The organism is Peribacillus sp. NPDC056705 (assembly GCF_043656335.1).
Genome location: NZ_JBHTYI010000008.1, coordinates 89,229 through 107,824, shown reverse-complemented (window position 1 = coordinate 107,824; position 18,596 = coordinate 89,229). Strand labels below are relative to the sequence as shown.

At 38.1% G+C, this 18,596-nt stretch carries 19 protein-coding genes and 1 pseudogene; 4 read left to right on the top strand and 16 right to left on the bottom strand.

What is annotated here, in order from left to right; genetic code table 11:
• The first annotated feature begins 79 nt into the window (after positions 1–79).
• The 3 genes and pseudogenes from ACFRAK_RS13035 to ACFRAK_RS13025 form a co-directional block, all read left to right on the top strand.
• On the top strand, positions 80–1,288 hold the full coding sequence (locus ACFRAK_RS13035) for an aminotransferase-like domain-containing protein (RefSeq protein ID WP_394571832.1): 1,209 nt from the start codon (positions 80–82) through the stop codon (positions 1,286–1,288).
• 260 nt (positions 1,289–1,548) lie between these two features.
• A complete protein-coding gene (locus tag ACFRAK_RS13030) occupies positions 1,549–2,439 on the top strand; it encodes a DMT family transporter (protein WP_394571831.1) in 891 nt (296 codons plus the stop codon).
• Positions 2,415–2,674 (top strand): annotated as a pseudogene (locus ACFRAK_RS13025) (LysE family translocator); the annotation flags it as partial. The gene ACFRAK_RS13030 and the pseudogene ACFRAK_RS13025, both read left to right, overlap by 25 nt.
• Positions 2,675–3,350: 676 nt before the next feature.
• On the opposite strand, the gene ACFRAK_RS13020 reads toward ACFRAK_RS13025, so the two are convergent.
• The 13 genes from ACFRAK_RS13020 to ACFRAK_RS12960 form a co-directional block, all read right to left on the bottom strand.
• The gene (locus ACFRAK_RS13020) at positions 3,351–3,794 is read right to left on the bottom strand and encodes a hypothetical protein (RefSeq protein WP_387595434.1); all 444 of its coding nucleotides are present in this window, start codon (positions 3,792–3,794) and stop codon (positions 3,351–3,353) included.
• A 21-nt stretch (positions 3,795–3,815) separates the two neighbouring features.
• Positions 3,816–4,640, bottom strand: coding sequence for a DUF3100 domain-containing protein (locus tag ACFRAK_RS13015; RefSeq protein WP_192204383.1), 825 nt, complete (start codon positions 4,638–4,640; stop codon positions 3,816–3,818).
• A gap of 78 nt (positions 4,641–4,718) precedes the next feature.
• Positions 4,719–5,939, bottom strand: a complete 1,221-nt coding sequence (locus ACFRAK_RS13010) for a M20 metallopeptidase family protein (protein ID WP_387595431.1) — start codon at positions 5,937–5,939, stop codon at positions 4,719–4,721.
• Positions 5,940–6,523: 584 nt separating this feature from the next.
• Positions 6,524–6,844 (bottom strand): DMT family transporter, encoded by a 321-nt coding sequence (locus ACFRAK_RS13005; protein WP_387708885.1) that lies wholly within the window; start codon positions 6,842–6,844, stop codon positions 6,524–6,526.
• Positions 6,845–6,884: 40 nt separating this feature from the next.
• The gene (locus ACFRAK_RS13000; RefSeq protein ID WP_387595428.1) at positions 6,885–7,214 is read right to left on the bottom strand and encodes a DMT family transporter; all 330 of its coding nucleotides are present in this window, start codon (positions 7,212–7,214) and stop codon (positions 6,885–6,887) included.
• A 29-nt stretch (positions 7,215–7,243) separates the two neighbouring features.
• Positions 7,244–8,116: a Cof-type HAD-IIB family hydrolase gene (locus ACFRAK_RS12995; RefSeq protein WP_387595425.1), complete on the bottom strand. Its 873-nt coding sequence runs from the start codon at positions 8,114–8,116 to the stop codon at positions 7,244–7,246.
• Between the two features lie 122 nt (positions 8,117–8,238).
• Positions 8,239–9,021: a DeoR/GlpR family DNA-binding transcription regulator gene (locus ACFRAK_RS12990; protein ID WP_387707785.1), complete on the bottom strand. Its 783-nt coding sequence runs from the start codon at positions 9,019–9,021 to the stop codon at positions 8,239–8,241.
• 28 nt (positions 9,022–9,049) lie between these two features.
• The gene (locus ACFRAK_RS12985) at positions 9,050–10,063 is read right to left on the bottom strand and encodes an ABC transporter ATP-binding protein (protein ID WP_387595420.1); all 1,014 of its coding nucleotides are present in this window, start codon (positions 10,061–10,063) and stop codon (positions 9,050–9,052) included.
• Complete coding sequence (locus ACFRAK_RS12980) at positions 10,063–10,935, bottom strand: ABC transporter permease (RefSeq protein ID WP_387595417.1); 873 nt, start codon at positions 10,933–10,935, stop codon at positions 10,063–10,065. Before ACFRAK_RS12980 ends, ACFRAK_RS12985 begins: the two co-directional genes overlap by 1 nt.
• Positions 10,932–11,786, bottom strand: coding sequence for an ABC transporter permease (locus ACFRAK_RS12975; protein WP_387595414.1), 855 nt, complete (start codon positions 11,784–11,786; stop codon positions 10,932–10,934). The genes ACFRAK_RS12980 and ACFRAK_RS12975 overlap by 4 nt, the downstream gene beginning before the upstream one ends.
• Before the next feature lie 115 nt (positions 11,787–11,901).
• Positions 11,902–12,735: an alkaline phosphatase family protein gene (locus ACFRAK_RS12970; RefSeq protein ID WP_387595411.1), complete on the bottom strand. Its 834-nt coding sequence runs from the start codon at positions 12,733–12,735 to the stop codon at positions 11,902–11,904.
• A complete protein-coding gene (locus ACFRAK_RS12965) occupies positions 12,725–13,837 on the bottom strand; it encodes an ABC transporter substrate-binding protein (RefSeq protein ID WP_387595408.1) in 1,113 nt (370 codons plus the stop codon). The genes ACFRAK_RS12970 and ACFRAK_RS12965 overlap by 11 nt, the downstream gene beginning before the upstream one ends.
• A gap of 121 nt (positions 13,838–13,958) precedes the next feature.
• Positions 13,959–14,093 carry a hypothetical protein gene (locus ACFRAK_RS12960; protein ID WP_394571830.1) on the bottom strand — a complete coding sequence of 45 codons (135 nt, stop codon included), beginning with the start codon at positions 14,091–14,093 and terminating at the stop codon, positions 13,959–13,961.
• 249 nt (positions 14,094–14,342) lie between these two features.
• Here ACFRAK_RS12960 and ACFRAK_RS12955 point away from each other — a divergent pair, with 249 nt between their 5' ends.
• On the top strand, positions 14,343–15,095 hold the full coding sequence (locus ACFRAK_RS12955) for a hypothetical protein (RefSeq protein WP_394571829.1): 753 nt from the start codon (positions 14,343–14,345) through the stop codon (positions 15,093–15,095).
• A 109-nt stretch (positions 15,096–15,204) separates the two neighbouring features.
• Here ACFRAK_RS12955 and ACFRAK_RS12950 read toward each other — a convergent pair whose 3' ends face one another.
• From ACFRAK_RS12950 to ACFRAK_RS12940, 3 genes are all read right to left on the bottom strand, one after another.
• The gene (locus ACFRAK_RS12950) at positions 15,205–16,803 is read right to left on the bottom strand and encodes a long-chain-fatty-acid--CoA ligase (RefSeq protein WP_394571828.1); all 1,599 of its coding nucleotides are present in this window, start codon (positions 16,801–16,803) and stop codon (positions 15,205–15,207) included.
• Between the two features lie 73 nt (positions 16,804–16,876).
• Positions 16,877–17,281, bottom strand: coding sequence for a PaaI family thioesterase (locus ACFRAK_RS12945; RefSeq protein WP_387595399.1), 405 nt, complete (start codon positions 17,279–17,281; stop codon positions 16,877–16,879).
• 86 nt (positions 17,282–17,367) lie between these two features.
• On the bottom strand, positions 17,368–18,552 hold the full coding sequence (locus tag ACFRAK_RS12940; protein ID WP_387595396.1) for a thiolase family protein: 1,185 nt from the start codon (positions 18,550–18,552) through the stop codon (positions 17,368–17,370).
• Positions 18,553–18,596 lie beyond the last annotated feature (44 nt).

The following is an 18,596-nucleotide window of genomic DNA, read 5'->3' as shown; positions in this document are numbered from 1 at the left end:
GATATCATGCCTCGATACAGTAAAGAAAACGAAACAGCTAATGATTGTTAAACAATATGATTAAAAGGAGCATTTAGAAATGCACAACAAATTTGCAAAGAGAGCTAGTTTGGTTAAATTTTCTGAAACTCGTGAAATCTTAAAGGTCACAGAACGGCCAGAAGTGATTTCTTTTGCAGGAGGTCTCCCGGCTCCGGAACTGTTTCCCATGGTGGAACTGAATGTGGCATGTGAAGCCGTTCTTAAAGAAGATGGCCCTGCTTCCCTTCAATACAGTACAACAGAAGGATATATCCCGCTTAGAAACGCGATCATTAAGCGGATGGATGCGATCGGTATTCAAGCCCATTTACAGCAAATCGTGATTACATCAGGGTCCCAGCAAGCTATTGACCTGACAGGAAAGCTCTTTCTTGACGAAGGGGATACCATCATTTGCGAAAGCCCTACATACCTGGCTGCGGTCAATGCCTTTAAAGTATACAATGCCAACTTTGTAGAAGTAGAGATGGATGAAGACGGCATGATGATGGACGCACTGGAGAAACGGCTTCAGGAGAATCCCCAGGCAAAATTCATTTATACCATTCCCGATTTTCAAAACCCGACAGGCCGAACGCTCAAGCTTGAAAGAAGAAAAAGGATGATCGAGCTCGCCAGCCAGTATGATGTTTTGATTTTGGAAGATAATCCGTACGGAGCTATCCGGTTTTCTGGAACTGCCCTTCCGCCAGTAAAATATTTTGATACAGAAGGCCGGGTCATTTATCTGAGCACCTTTTCGAAAATCTTCACACCGGGACTTCGGCTTGGCTGGATTTGTGCGAATGAAGTATTTATTGAAAAATACGTGGCATTTAAGCAGATAGCAGACTTACACTCTGACAGCTTTGCACAGCGGATCACGGCTAAATATATGGAACTTTATGATATAGAGGCTCATATTGAAAATATTAAAGCCGTATACAAAGAAAGATGCATAACGATGATTTCCTGCATCGATCAATTTTTCCCTGAAAACATCTCCTACAGCAAGCCGGAAGGCGGGTTATTTATTTGGGTGGAGCTTCCTGCTTCTGTTGATTCAAGTAAAATCTTTGTGGAGTGCTTGAAAAATAATGTGGCCATTGTTCCTGGTATTCCATTTTTTCCAAATGGTACACAAAAGAACACATTACGGCTAAATTACTCGAATACAACGAAAGAACAAATTAGGGAAGGTATAAAACGTATTGGTGAGGTCTTACATCATGAATTAAAGCAAGAACAACATCTTCTAAAGCAATGACAAGGCAACCTAGCTTCTGTCATTGCAGCTTTATATGAAGGAATGCTTAACTTGTCACTTTCAAAATCTATTAATAGAAAAAATGGGGGGAATTATGATGCCATTATCAAATACAAACTTAAACACTTGGAAGCCATTTTCAACATCACCGCCACCACCGGTTACTCCATTTGTTAAAACCGTACTGAATAAGCTTATATTAAAAACAGATTAAGAATCTGCGAAATATAAGCTGTTTCGCAGATTCGAAGGAGTAGACGATGAAATCTAACATTCAGTTTATATTATCAATGATAATCTTTGGTACGATCGGTTTAGTGCAAAGATACATTGATTTATCTTCGAGTGAAACAGCTTTACTAAGTAGTTCAATCGGATGTCTATTTTTAATGTTCGTATTTTTTATGTTAAAAAAATCCATTTCGTGGAAATCAGTGAAAACTAATGCTTCCACCCTATTTCTTTCTGGTATTGCATTAGGAGGGAATTGGATTTTTCTCTATCAATCATACGATTATACAACAATCACTAACGCAACATTAGGGTATTACTTTGCACCTGTGTTTGTCATGATTTTCTCACCAATTATCCTTAAGGAACAATTACCTATCAAAAAGATTGTTTGTATTGGTCTTGCGATATTAGGTATGTTATTGATTGTTGGAAATGGCATAAGTGCATCTGGAGAAGGTGATCTGCTTGGGATCTTTTTTGGATTAGTTGCAGCTGCATTTTACGCTGCATTAATGTTATTAAATAAATTCATTCAAAACATGGCCAAATTAGAGATTACCATGATCCAACTTGGAACAACTGCTTTGCTGCTATTACCATATGTGCTTATTACTGAGGGATTTAGTATCTTGGAAGTATCCAGATCATCCATTCCCTTTATAATACTATTAGGGATTGTTAACACTGGTATTGGATTTTGGTTATTTTTTTCAGGTATGCAAAAGTTAAAAGGACAAAGTATTGCTATGCTAAGCTATGTAGATCCATTTGTAGCGATACTGATTTCTGCTCTTATCTTGCAAGAGCAAATGACATTTGTTCAAATGCTTGGTGGTATATTGCTTTTAGGTTCAACATTTGTTAGCGAAAATAAATCAATAAAACTTTCAAAATCAACCCGAAAACAACGGTTTTAAGCTTCTTACCTCATTTTTTTTAAGTTGTAAGGTCATTTTTTCCAATTTATTTTAATGGGACTCACTTTTACAGCACTTACAGGTCTTTGGTACTTACTCTATAGCGTACTAATACGACAGCTAAAGAATGGTCTTAAAAAGAGAGAGTGTTAATAGTGCCATAGAAGGTATTTCGGGTACAGTATTAGTATTCGGTATAAGGTTATTCTTAGAAGAATACTTTGATGATTATTAATTTGAGAAATAATCAATCTAATATATGGTTGATTATTTCTCTTTGGCATTATGGTATCAGCATTCTAAACTCTCTAATAAGGATAGGATTTCATTATGAATCTCTTCTTATCTTGACCTACTATCATCAAATGTCTGAATTCGACACCCTTTTACACGTCTAATTTTTCTGGTTCATCTAACTCTCCAAAATATAGGCTTCTCAATCCTTCCATAGTCAAATCAATATATATTCCTTAAATTACATTAGACTACTTAAGAAAGAGGCTTCCAATTATCTAATTCATGAGATATTTGTTGCTTTTCTTTTCCAACTAACTGTTTATAAATTGCTTCATTATATGAAACAGACATTGAAATAACTGCAATCCTCCGGCTGCTTCAATGTTAAAGAGTATAAATGGCTATATATTGCGTAGGATATTTTGCTAATCATATCTATATCCATTGGAAATCAGATACCAATCTAGGAACCTAATACTTCAATTCTTACGGGAGAAATTGATGCTTTCCTTGCAAAAAAAAATGCCCGATTCCATATTCTTAGGATCGGACATTTTATAAAGCCATTAAAGTTAAAGTGAAACTGTGCTGCTCTTTTGACATCTCATACAGCGTAGACATCTTTTTCGTTTCCTTGGTTTTAGGTGAAATACTAGTAGCACGAACACAAAAACTTAATGGAATTTACCAGTTAATCTAAAACCAATTTCTGCAACTAGGGTTGATAGTAAAAATGTTCCTGTATATACAACTAGAGATATAACAACTATACGCCATCCCAATTTCTTAAAGTCTTTCAAATCTTTCCCGAAAGAAAGGCCAGCATAAGCCAAAATAGGTGTTGCCAAGGCCATAAAATTAACTTGTTCTGTTATTTTAATGATTGATGCGTTTCCTGGAAAAATCGGAGTTGTAACCAATAAGGCTAACATAGAAACCCAAACAACGATTGGTAGTTTAATAGGGGAGATTTTTGCGAAAAAGAACCCTAATATCGTTACAGCAACAATGATCATCATACCTGGTAATGCGTCAATTGGTGAAACATTGTATCCAATCCAATTTCCCATAATAGCTATTATGCCGATAATTATAAAAGTCAATATTTTATCTTTCATATAAAATCTCCCCTTTATGCCCTATGCTTCAATATTTTTGATTTGATCTTTTTTTGACTTTCGCCCTAAAATAGGCTCAAATTTTTTGTATAAATAGTTTGTAAAAGGAAGAGAAAAGAATACACATATATACGTTCCTAAAATTGTTGTAATTAAGTTAGCAGCACCAGCAAAAACTGCGATATCCTTTGCGGATTCCGGGAAAATAACAGCTAATGCCCCTGACATGGCAGCCATCATACTACCTGAGCCTACACCCGCACCCATGGCTAGTGAAATTGGATGAAACCAGCCAGTTTGAGCCAAAAAACTTGCTAACACTGACAGATATAAAGCCCCAAACAAAGTACCGCAAACATATACGCCCAGCGCTCCCCGTCCTTCTGGTGAATCCGAGCCATATTTCTCAGCGATAATGGCTAAGTTAGGTTCTCTATCGATTGAAAAAGTAGCACCGACTGCTTCTCTTTTCATTCCAAGTAATAAAGCAATCGGTAACCCTAATAGGATAGTACCTGCGAAATGTCCCACTTCTTGTAATCCTAAAGAAATCCCAGCATCAAATATCTTCGGCAATGAAGGCCCCATTAACATCCCCAATTTGGCTACAAAAAGCATGAATGAAATCCCTAAAATATTGGCCGCTACATTCATTTCCTTCATTTTTAAAATTTTGAAAGAAGGTAAACTAATAATGGCTCCGATAATTAATGCATACAACATTGGAAATAATGCAATGGCTCCAATCCCAATGTTAAACGTTTTGACGCCAATAAATTCTGTAACACAGACTAATATCAAAACAAATAAATGAATTTTCCAATTACGCAGAGAATTTTCTTGCACTATATTACACTCCTTTTCTACAAATTATGCTGATTCTAAAAGGAAAACCAACACTGTTTTTGCTTATCATTTTTTAATTTATTGAATTTTTTCAGTTGTATTCATAGCTAGTCCTACGATAAGGGAAATCCCTTGGATCATCGCTTTTTCATCTGGTAAAAATACGTCACTATGCAGCTTCATCGGATCCTCAGTGTTTTCTCCTACTCCCAAGAAGACAAATGTACCAGGGACTTTTTCTAAATAGAAGGCAAAATCTTCACTTGCCATACTTGGTTTAGACAACCACTGCACTGAGTTTTCTCCAAATAAATCAGTAGCAATGGCAGCAACATGTTCATTAAATTTTGGATCATTCATTGTAACAGGATACCCCACTGTAAAGTTATAGTTTATTTCAACTTCTAATTTAAGTGCGGAAGCCACTCCTTCGATAATTCGTTGAATGCTTGCAGCCACTTCCTTACGAGTGCTCGCATTAAGTGTTCGTACAGTTCCTTTAAAACTAGCTTTTTCAGGAATAATATTATAGCCATCCCCTGCTTCAATTGTTCCGATTGTAATAACAACGGAATCTACTGGATCTGTTTCTCTGCTAACAATTGTTTGTAGAGCTGTTACAACATGAGCAGCACCCACAATAGCATCTACTCCTTGATGCGGTGCTGCCCCGTGACCTTGTTTACCTTTTAATACAACATCAAAAGAATCCATACTTGCCATTATCGCACCATTTCTAAAACCATAAGTTCCAGTAGCTAATTCAGGCCAAACATGAAAAGCAAAAGCATGGTCGACGGGAGGGTTGCTCAATACCCCTTCTTCAACCATCATTATTCCCCCGCCCTTCATCTCTTCAGCAGGTTGAAAAATGAATTTTATTGTACCCGCGATATGATGCTTATTTTGAGATAAAATATTAGCGGCAGATAGTAACATTGCGGTATGCATATCATGTCCGCAAGCATGCATAACCCCAGGATTTTTAGATTTGTAGCTTACATCCGTCTTCTCCTGTATAGGTAAAGCATCAATATCAGCTCGCAAAGCAAGCACAGGTCCCTCTTTATCTCCACGAAGAATACCCACAACACCAGTCTTAGCCACTCCGGATGTCACTTCAATTCCAAGATCGTTTAAATAATTCGCAATTATTTCAGCCGTTTTATGCTCTTCAAATCCAAGTTCAGGATTTTCATGGATCATTCTTCTTAATCTCACAGCTTCTTCATATATTCCAGATGTTTGCTCTACTATTTCAGTTGACTTTATTGCATTTGACATTTTTTTGATCATCATCATTCATCCCCTAAAAAAATAAATACAAAATATTCTAGCTATAATATCAATATTTTAGTTTTAAAAACTTTCATTATAATAAAAAAATGATTTTTTTGAAAAAACCTTATAATTTGATAATTCTTAATAGATATTGTTATACTACCATTTCAAATATTTACTGTAAATATTGAAAATACAAAAAATTCATTATTCTCTTCAAGCGAATGTTCAAAAAGGAGAACAAAAGAGCCAAGATGTTCGGGGAACGATTGTCTCGAGGATCCGGAACGTATCATAAGCGAGGACCAGATTTGCACAAGATAAGGTAAGCTATGAAAGCGACTTATCGACGAAGAAAATAGTTAGCTATTTTTAGGACGGGTACGACTTTAGCGGAAGGTCATAAAAAAGCGACACTTCGTTATTGAAGTATCGCACCATTACATTGAATAATTCAAAAATTCGAAAATTGAAGCAGAGATTATGGCAGTTGTAAACGGTCAGATCAGAATGCAGCATCCTTAAATCAGGAATAGTTTTCATCTCGCTTCTCCTCCATTGGTATTACCTTTCTCCACTTATTTCCATTTAAAACTCTGAACTTAATGTCCAGAAGTCATTTTAATACCTACAGCCCCTGCAATAATACACATAATAAATAGGATTAATCTTAAACTTCTAGGTTCATTAAAGAAGATCATTCCAGCTAAAACACTTCCAACAGAGCCGATACTGGTCCATATTGCATAGGCAGTCCCAACTGGAATGGAAGTTAATGACAAAGAAAGAAAATAAAAGCTTAAACTCCCCAAAAAAAGACAAGCTACAGTGGGAAGCAATTTTTTAAACCCTTTTGCACGTTTCAGGCTTATAACACTGCCAATCTCGGCAAATCCGGCAATAAGAAGAAAAAACCAAGCCATTGAATCATCCCCTAACCTTGAATAAATCATTTCACTTCCTTTAATGTTTAGGTTGTGCTGGATTGATTTTTATTCCAATTATCCCCAATACCATTAAAGCCATAAAAAATACTTTCAGTGGATTAATGGTCTCTCCCAAAAAAATCATCCCAGTTACTACCGTTCCCACCGTTCCCAATCCAGTAAAAATGGAGTAACCAGTTCCTAAGGGAATGGAATGTAAAGCTTTTGAAAGTAAAAAGAAACTAAAGATTATAATAACTACCGTTACTATACTAGGTATAATTTTGGTGAATCCGTGTGAATATTTAAGACCGATCACCCAGACGATTTCCAAAAGTCCTGCCATTATGATATATATCCATGCCATTTTATGGCTCGCTCCTTCGGCATTGACACTTATTTTGGAACCACGAAGTTCTCCATATATCGATAAATCGCATAAGCTACCCCATTCTCATCATTTTTAAGGGTTGTCGTTGTACAAACAGCTTTTATGACATCTTTCGCATTTCCCATCGCTACGCTGTATTCAACTTTCTCGAACATGGATAAATCATTGTTGCTGTCCCCGATTGCCATAGCTTGATCTAAGGAGCCATTCATCAATATAGCCAATTTTTCAAGAGCCATTCCTTTTGAAGCTCTTTTACTAGTCATTTCAATGTTGTGATCAGCAGATGAAACAACCATCAGCTCATCAAACTGTTTGAATTTGCTCCATGCTTCCTCTAATTTTTTTTCATCAAAAGAACATGCCAATATGTTATAGAATTCTTCCTCCTGTTTTAAGATATCATGATAGTTTTCAACTAAAACATATCCAAACTGGTCAAATTGCCTTTCCGCTACTTCAACTAATTCTTTCATATCTGTATTCAAATCTGCGTTTTTCAAACTTTTAATCTCATTATGGAAATCTTCTCTTCCCTTTTTAAGAGTATAAATGGCTTTATCAGTAAACACTTCGTAATAATAATTCCGTTCATCTAACCATTGGAGAATAGATTCGACACGATCTTTAGTTATCGTAATAGAAGAAATGCGCTTTCCGCTTTTTGAATGAATGGTTGCTCCATTTGTTCCTATTACTAATGGGGAAATCCCGGCTTTTTCACAAATTGTTTGAACGTCAAAATAAGCCCGTCCTGTTGAAATGACTACTTCAAATCCTCTATCTTGGGCATATTGAATCGCCTTTATATTTTCTTCACTAATTTCATTCTGGTCGTTTAATAATGTTCCGTCTAAATCTATCGCAATGAAACTCATGCTATATAGCCCCTTTTCTCATTTTATCTATTAAATTCACTTTCTAGCTTTATACCTGCTATCAATAAAAATCCAATCAAAAAAGAGAGTACTCCCTCTTCCATCTCGATATATATTATGGGCTATGCTTGTATCCAATTGACTTCCTCTAATTTTGAATGATTTCTCCATTCCTCTGGAAATGGTTGCTCACAGACAATCACATCGACTTTTTCTAGAGGACAAACTTTACTAAATGTGTCAACACCAATTTTAGAGTAATCCGTTAGCAATATAACTTGCTTTGATACCTCGACCATCTTGCGTGAAACTAATGTTTCATGTAAATGATAATTACTAACCCCACTTTGAATGGAAACACCACCAGCTGAAATGAATGCTTTATCAATATTAAATTGATTTAACATTTGTTCAGTGAGACCGCCGCTTATAGATTGATGCTTTGGATCAATTTGTCCTCCTAGTAATAGAATTTGTCCTGTAAACTTATTATCATTGAGCAATTCGGTTAACACAGACGATACAGGAAGAGAATTGGTTAAAATCGTAATGTCTTTTTTATTTTCAATAAACTGCGCAAATTCAAGCATGGTTGTCCCTACATCAATGGCAATCACATCTCCATTAGAAACAAGTTCTACTGCTTTTTTCCCAACCTTGATTTTCGCTTCTTGATTCACTGTTGTACGTTGTGTAAATGGAGGCTCCTCAAATTCAAAAACTGTTTTAATCGCCCCACCGTAAACCCTCTTTAAAAGTCCTTTTTCCTCTAACATCATCAAATCGCGCCGAATCGTTTCCTCTGAAACATTAAATTGATCAACTAATTCCATTACTTTAACTTTTCCCATTTTGTTAAGTTCTTTTAAAATTTCATTCTTTCTTTCTTCTGGCAAAACAGACATATTTCTTCCCCCCGTGGTCATTAATAATTCATAAAATAACACATTCTTTCTTCGGTACAAGAATTTGAACGCGTGCTCCTTGCTCAAACATTTTCCCTCGGTGGTGAAGATAATCTACAAGGAACGCGGACTCCTCTGTTTCTACTTCATATCTTAATACATTCCCTGTCATAGAAACGTCTTTAATAAACCCTTTAATTCCCCAGTTCTCTTGTAAATCCAAGCTATCCTCACCAACAGAAACTAATTGTAAAACTTCAGGACGAATGGCGATTTCATTTCCTTTTAATTCTGTGCTGCGAACAAGTTTATGGAAAACTTCCATATTACAAACATTATAATTTCCGATAAATTTTGCAACAAATGTATTGACTGGAGAAGTATAAATTTCTGATGGAGAACCGGATTGTACAACTTTTCCTTTATTCATGACAAAAATTCGATCAGACATCGTCATTGCTTCTTCCTGATCATGAGTAACAAAAATTGTTGTAATATCTAATTCTTTCTGTATTCTCTTTAATTCTTTTTGCAAACTTTTTCTAATTTTAGCATCCAATGCGCTTAACGGCTCATCCAAAAGCAGTACTTTTGGCTCCATGACAAGCGCACGGGCAAGAGCAACCCTCTGCTGTTGCCCGCCAGATAACTGATGAGGATAAGACTCTTCTTTTCCTATTAAATCAACCATATCAATCATCTTTTTCACTCTTGATTTAACATTCTTTACCTTTTTCATTTTAAGGCCGTAAGCGATATTGTCAAAAACGGTCATATTCGGGAAAAGCGCATAAGACTGAAATACCATACCGACTTCACGCTGACGCGGTGATAAATTAGTAATATCTTTTCCATCAATTAAGATTCTACCTATATCAACACCCTCAAGCCCCGCAATGGAACGTAATAATGTACTTTTTCCGCATCCGCTTTGCCCAAGAAGTGTAGCAAATTCTCCTTTTTTTAATGTTAAAGAAATGTCATTTAGAACGACTTGATTTTCATACCCCTTAGTCACTTGATCGATGGTTACATAGCCCATTATTTTTCACCTTCAATAGCAGTATTTTTATTAGCGTATTGTTTTTTTAAAAATGAAAGAATTCGCTTCTTATTTGACATGACAGGATTTTTTTCGTTTCTAAACGTAAGTTTTAATACAGTCCCCGTTAAAAGTAAAATCACGGAATAATACGTAATAACAATTGCACTTGTTAAGTGACCACTGCTGTTCAGTTTTTCTGCAAGATAAATTTGCAGCGTTTCAAATCTGCCCCCGACAAGCAAATTGGCAAAAGCAAACTCACTAAATAATAGTGCGACTGATAATAAGGTAGACACTAAAATACCAGATATAATATTTGGAAACACCACTGTCCGAAACGCCTGGAATTTCGTAGCACCGAGCAATTCAGCTGCATCAACAAGCTGCACGGCATTAAGCGTACGAAGACTGTTACGAATACCTTGATACATAAATGGCAGAATCGTAATGAAGTAAGCACCAATTAAAATCCAAGGTGTTCCGGCAATTGGAATCGGTCCAGCAGAATATAACTTGATTAACCCTACAGCTCCTACAATGGGAGGAATTCCATAAGGAAGCATAGCTGCTGCTTGAAGCAATCCTTCCCATTTACTGAAATATACCGTGATGATAAAAATAGTCGGCAGCATAATAACAACACTAAGACCTACAGACATGACAATTAAAAACAGCGTACGTCGAAAAGCATCAAAAAATCGTTCATCTTGAAATAATTCAATATACCATTTCATTGTATAACTCTCAGGTAAAATGGTATGATCCCATTTACCGGCAATCGAGAATACAAATGTTCCTATAAGCGGAATTAATAAATATATAACTAGTAATCCAACAATCACCTTATGAAAAGTCAATGAAGGTTTCATCGTAAATCCCTCCTAATGCGGCGCATCATTCGTTCATTGAACCACATCGCCCCTATCATGGTCGCTGCTAGAAGAACTCCCAACGCACTACCTAGCTGCGGCTTTAATGCAACGTCACTAGCAACTAGAGAAGCAATTTGCAATGACAATAAGTTATAGTTGCTGCCTACTAATGCATAGGCTGTAGCGTAAGCTCCCATCGCATTAGCAAACAAAATACTGAATGTACCTACAATACTAGGTAAAAGAACTGGAACCCCTATACGAAGCCAAAATGATAAAGTTGATCCTCCTAATAATGAAGAGGCTTCTTTCCATTGTTGCTTAATTCCTTGATAAGACGGGTAAATGAGCATAACGGCAAGAGGAATTTGAAAATATATATAAACAAGAATGAGCCCTGTCCATGAATATAAATTAAAATCCGCAAACACATCCAAACCCATTTTAGAAAATAGCAATGTAAATAACCCATTGTTTCCAAGTAAAATAATAAATGAAAATGAAAGGGGAATCCCCTCAAAGTTCGACGTCATATTGGCAATCATCAGTAATCGATTTTGTATTTTTTGTGAGAACTTTGTAAACGAATAGGCTGCAATGACCGCTATAATCACAGAAGTTACAGCAGAAAATAAAGAAATGACTAGGCTATTTTGAATGGCTTGCAAGTAAAATCCACTTTTAAATATGGTGAGATATTGATCGATCGTAACTTGAATTCCATCGTCAGCATAAAAACTATTTTTAATCATTGCTACTAATGGTCCTAATTCAAATCCAATCACAAACAAAATAAATGGCAGTAAAAGAGCTAATAAGTAAATTTTTTGTTTTTTTATTTTTCGCAAGACTTCTCGCTCCTCTTTGTTCTCTAACAATTTGGGAATTGGTTCAACAGTACGTTCGTTAAACCAATTCCCGTCAACCTTCATTCTTCATTTATTTTGAAATATTGTATCTACCTTAAAGGGTATTTTTTCCTTTCAGACCTGGAAATTGATATGATATCATTTTATTGGACGGCTCTATATTTAAAAGTTCACAAACGAGCGGTGCAAAAGCCAATTGCGGAACCACTTCATTGTATACACCAGGCTCAACTTTTGGACTCATGATAAAGAGCGGTACATCACGCTCACCATCTGTTATGCCGCCATGATTGCCAGTTTCACTCATACCATGATCAGATGTAATTAAAATGTGGTAACCTTCTTTGATCCAAATTGGCAAAAGTTGTGCCAACAAGCTGCCCATTTTTAAGATTTGTTCACGATATTCTTTCGATTCGGAACCGAAAATTTCTCCTTTTACATCTACACCGAGCGGATGAATATATAAAAAGTGTGGGTCATACTTTCTGCGCAAAGCTTCAGCATCCATTAACACATGGCTGTCTGGATAGTCATCATCCCAATAAAATTTTCCATATTGAATTGGCTTAGACCCATCCTCTTGCTCACGGTCTTCAATAAAATGGAATGGCGCACGATTATAAAGTTCGCTTACCCAGTAATAAGATACTGTTCCGTTTCTTAAGCCGTTTTCTTTCGTAAGATGAAAGAGACTTTTCTCAGTAGATAAGCGAACGGCTTGATTGGAAGTAATTCCGTTCACTGATGCCGGTGTACCCGTTAGTAACACTTCATATAATGGACGGGAAAGACTTGGGAGTTCCGACTTTACTTTGTAAAGTGCTGCCTGATTTGTTTCAACTAGATGTTGAATAAATCCAAGAGCCTCACATGCTTTATCATATCTCATACCATCAACAATAATTGCTATTACTTTATTTGACATGTACTAACACCTCTTCTTGCCAAAGCTGTGGTAATTTCTTTGCCGTTTCTTCCCAAGCTTTGTAATCTTCAATTGGTTTTGCATTTTTGTACTGTTCTTCTGGAACCATTTTTTCAGCTACTTCTTTCGGTAGTTCTACATCGCGAATTGGACGGGCAAATCCTTTAGCTAAGTTAATTTGCCCTTCATCGCTTAAGATATATTCTCTAGTTGCCATCGCCGCATGCGGATGCTTTGCATTTTTGTTAATAATAGTTGCGTAGCCGCTTACGACTGAACCTTCACTTGGAATGGCGACATCAAATTGATCGCGGTTAATTTGGTCAGCGTAACCAAGAGCATTGAAATCCCAAACAAGGGCAACTTCCACTTCCCCTTTTTCGATGTTAGCCGGCTTGGCATCAGTTAGGCTAAGGCGCCCTTGCTTGGCAAGCTTAGCAAAATAGTCAATTCCTGGTTGGAGATTTGTTTCATCACCACCGTAAGCCTTAGCGGCAGCAAGAACGGCCATTTGGTTCTGCGTACCACGCTGAACATCTCCAACTGTTACTTTATAATCTCCCTTTAATATGTCATCCCATGATTTTGGCGGGTTATCTACTAGTTCTTTATTAGTTAAGAATGCAATCGTTCCTTGGTAGCCAACAACCCAATCTCCATCGTCATCTTTTGCCCAGTCAGGTACCTCGTCCCAATAGGAGGTTTTATATGGCATCGTCAATTCTTTTTTTTCCGCGATGGGCCCAAAGGAAACCCCTACATCGCCGATATCAGCTGTTGCATTCTCTCCTTCCGATTCCATTTTGGCAATCTCTTCGGCACTGGATAAATCTGTATCATTGTGTTCCAATGTGTATTTTTTCATCACTTCATTCCACGTTTCTCCCCAGTTAGCCCATGAATCAGGCATACCCACACTATTAATTGTCCCCTCTTCTTTTGCCTTTGTTTCAATTTCCTTCAGGGTTAACGAACTTGGATCCTTAACTACTGGAGCAGCCTCCTCTTTAGTTGATCCACAAGCAGCTAATCCTAGTACACTCACCCCTAACATCACAGCTTGAATAGACTTGTAACAATTCTTCTTGAATGTGCAATTCATAAAAAGCGCCTCCAATTAATGTGGAATTATTAATGTTCATTACTGTTTGTTACGGTTTAATCATAATCATTTAATATAAATCCCACATTAATCCAATGTTAAGAGTTTGTAAATCGGTTCTTTAGTTGTCCAATTCATCATCAGCTTTTATGTTCATACAATTGAAAAGGATAGCTTTTAATAGATTCGCGGGATTTGATAGGTTGACATTTTGCATCGTATCGACGGCAAGCTTTTTTGCTTGTCCTTTACTCAATGAGGTATGAGTCCTAACCGTTTCAACAAAGTGATTGCCAATCGTATAAAAGTTAAACACTTTATTTAATTAAGCAGCCTTGAGGCATGTACCAGGAAGTCTACCGGGCTCAACCTTTTAATTTCTTCAGTTGCCCAATCCCGCCATTTGCGAAAAAATGGTATATTATAGTTTATGACATCAATGGTTTAGGACAAGGAGTGATGTAGTATCCGTAAACGGTGGATCATTTCAGCAATTGCTGGATTATTGCTTATTTTATTAAGTGTAATTGCCTACAATTATTTCGAGATCGATAAAACGGAAAAAGGAAAAAATGCGGAAGCCAAGGAGTCCAAAATTCCTGAGGTGCAGGAATATGGCGGGATCCATCTAGAACAAGTCGGCGATAAGGTCCGCCAAAAAAATTGGGGAACCTTCACATTGCTTGAAACGAAGTCCATTAATGAGTCATTTGAATTGGCACCCATGGTCATCACAATCAAGGATATCCGCAGGATTCAATTGTCTTCACTCACAGATGAAGCAAAGGAGGAGCTCAAGTCCTATACGGGTTTGAGTTTTGATGAGGCCTATTCGATATATTATAAAGAGGATTTATCCATGGAGGAAATCGATCAAAAAGCTGCGCTGTCTAAAACGGATATTGATGAAGAGGTTTCCTATCTGGAGATAACATATTCCGTGGAAAATAAAGATTCGAAGGAACTTCAGTTCTTCAGCATGGAAAATGTGACTTTCAATGATGATCTTACATATGATGTGCCTTCTAAAACTTTCATCCATTCCGGGGATACTTTTATGGGGACAAAAAAAGTAAGCCGATCAGATTACCAACCAGGAGAAATAAGAAATGGCACAATTGGTCTTTTGGTTGATCCCGAGGAAAACTTCGAACGGCTCGATTCATTTACATTCACTACCGATGATATAGCCGATGGTGAATCTCATGAAATATTGGTGGAGGGGACTTCATTTGATATTCCCCTAAAAGGAAAGTAGTTTTATAGTTTATAAAGATAAGATGGAAAACCCTAAATAAGGGGAACCTCAAAAAAAGGTTTCACTTATTTAGGGTTTCATATGAGCTACCTAACTTTAAATGATTTGCTTATCTCTCCCTGACAGTAGGGCTCTGTGTCACTTCCTCCATTAAAATTCTGCGTAATATTTTCCCTACAGCTGATTTTGGCAGTTGTTCCCTGAAGTCAAAACTTCGCGGCACTTTGTATCTGGCCAATCGTTGCACGCAAAACTCCCTGATTTCCTGCTCCGGAACTGACTTTCCTTTCTTTAAGACAATGGCCGCCTTTACCGTTTCCCCACGGTATGAATCCGGAACCCCATATACACATGTCTCTTTTACGGCTGGATGCTGATAAATAATATCTTCAACTTCGATTGGATAAACATTATAACCGCTTGCAATGATCATATCTTTCTTCCTGCCTACGATATAAAAATATCCGTCTTCATCCATCGTCGCGATATCTCCAGTGTAAAGCCATCCATCCCGCAAAGCCGTTGAGGTTTCCTCTGAATTTTTCCAATATCCCTTCATTACTTGCGGACCTTTAATGATCAGTTCGCCTCTATCACCTGCCGTCAATTCAACAATGCCTGTTTTCAGGTCGACGATTTTAGCGTCGGTATTTGGGTATGGAATACCGATACTTCCTGGTTTTTTCTGCCCTATGACTGGATTTCGGTGGGTAGTGGGTGAAGTTTCCGACATGCCAAACCCTTCCAATATCGTGACCCGTAAATTTTTTTCGAACTGATGAATGATTTCTATCGGGAGCGGGGCTGAACCACAGCTGCAGTACTTAAAGCAGCTTAAATCGTCCGCCGTTAATTCCGGGTGATTCAGTAAAGCAATATACATGGTCGGTACGCCTGGAAAAATGGTTGGCCGATGTGTTCGAATCAAATCCACCACCTTGTTTATTTCAAATTTCTCTAATGTGATAAAAGTCGATCCGGCATATATGGCACTATTCAATCGTCCATTGCCAAACACATGGAATAATGGGGTCAATCCAAGCATCCGTTCCCCAGGCCTTTGGAGTTGAAGGGCATTTGCCGTAAAGGCAAAATCTTGATAAACATTCGAGATTAAATTAAAATGCGTGAGCATGACCCCTTTTGATTTCCCTGTAGTCCCCCCTGTATATTGAAGTACAGCCACAGCTTCCTTCGGATCGAGAGCCAGAGCAGGGAGTTCCTGATCTTTCCTTGATAGATCCGTTCCAGTTTCCATTAATTGTTCGGCAGAAATGAACGTTAACCTATCAGAAAAACTTGTTAGCAATAATTTTCCCCGTTGTTCCTCACGCCCAATGAACCAATTGGCTTCGGAATCCCGTAATATATAATCCAATTCACTCGCCTGATACAGTGGGTTCACTTGAACGACCACACCTCCCAAACGATGAATGGCATAATAGGCAATGATATATTCTAGACAATTTGGCAGCATGATCGCTATACGATCGTCTTTTTGAAATCCACGGTTGCATAAATTAACAGCAAAACGATATGAGGCATCCTTTAATTCCATAAATGTCATTTCCCGATCCCCATCTATTACGGCTTTGCAAGTTGGATAAAGTCGGGCTGAACGTTCAAGTAGTCCATATAATGACAATACAGGAATGTCAATTTCAGCAGGAGTTTCTTTCGGATAAAATCCATGCCAAGTTCTAGTCAATTTTTTTCACACCTCATTCTTATCAATTAAAATGGAGCAAAGTCATTTGTCTGCCAACTTGATCATCCTTGCCTCATTTATCACGAATGATTTTAAAAATCCCTGTGCCCTTTGCAATTGTGTTGCCCTCAGTATCTTTTATTTCTCCTTCAGTAAAGGCAATTTTGTATCCTTTTTGAAGGACTTTTGCTTCCGCAAGTAGTTCCCCGCTCGATATGCTGGCCAAATAATGTACAGTTAAGCTTGTCGTAACTACTTTGGATTTGGTAACGGAACGAGTCACCATTCCTAGAATGGTATCCAGCATGGTAGCATGAATGCCCCCGTGCAGTGTTCCATTAACATTAAGCAAATGTTCTTCTATGTTCAACTTTATCGTAACATTCCCCTCTTCAAACCGAATGATTTCAAAACCTATATGTGCAAAGAATGCACTACTTTCGAATTGATTACGAATATCTTCCACTTCAACAGGCAATCTTCCTCCCCCTCACTTTGGCGCGATTCAACTTATATACGGAAAGAAGCAGAAACGCATGGGGTTTCCACTCCTGAATCGTTGGCCTATACGGTTTCAATCATGATAGCCATTCCCTGTCCGCCGCCAACACAAAGTGTAGCAACACCATATCTTTCTTTCCTGCGAATCAGTTCATATATTAGCGTTGTCACGATCCGGGCGCCCGTCGATCCGACTGGGTGTCCAAGAGCGATCGCTCCCCCATTTACATTAACTTTGTTTTCATCTAGCGATAAATCCCTGATTACTGCCAATGCCTGTGAAGCGAACGCTTCATTTAATTCGAAAAGCCCGATTTCCTCTACCTTTTTCCCGGTGCGCTCCATAAGTTTTCCGACGGCTGGTACTGGACCAATTCCCATCACTTCAGGCGAAACTCCCGCGGTCGCCCAATCGACAATCTTTGCGAGTGGTTTTATTTGTAACCGTTTCGCTTCACTCGCTTTCATTAATACCAATGCAGCAGCCCCATCATTACGGCCACAAGCATTCCCTGCAGTGACGGTTCCGTTTTCCCTGAATGCCGGTTTTAAACTTGCAAGTTTTTCCATTGTAGTTTCCGGACGTGGATATTCATCCGTTTCAATGGTAACCATACTCTTCCTGTCAGAGACCTGAACAGGAACAATCTCATCCTTGAACTTTCCTTCTTCTATCGCTTTTGCCGCTCTTCGTTGACTTTCCACTGAAAAGGCATCTTGTTCTTCCCTGGAAATGCTGTATCGTTCTGCGACATTTTCAGCAGTGATTCCCATCCCTAAATTTTTTCCATAAATTTCTTGTGGCTGCTGTCCAGCTTCAGTATTGGAATCCACTAGCTTGGTCCTATCTCCCCCAAAACGGGCACTTCTTAAATAAAGCGGTGCGCGGCTCATGCTTTCCGTACCGCCGGCAACGACTATATTTGCTTGACCTGAGCTTATCTGCTGTGCTGCTGAGGTGATGGCCTGCATTCCAGATGCACATAACCGGTTTACTGAAAAAGCCGGTGCAGAATCGGGAATCCCGGAACGCAGCGCTGCCACTCTCGCGACATTCGAGGATTCGGTCGTTTGCCTAACCTCCCCGAAAATGACTTCATCCACTTGTTCTGCTACAATATTCGCACGCTTAATCGCTTCTTTAATGGCTATGCTCGCCAAATGACCGGAACTAATCTCTTTAAATGCTCCACCGTACTTTCCAATCGGTGTTCGAACAGCACTAACGATTACGATATCTTCTCCCATTTCGTTCCTCCCCCTTGAAATTCAAGATTCATAGGCAAAAGACT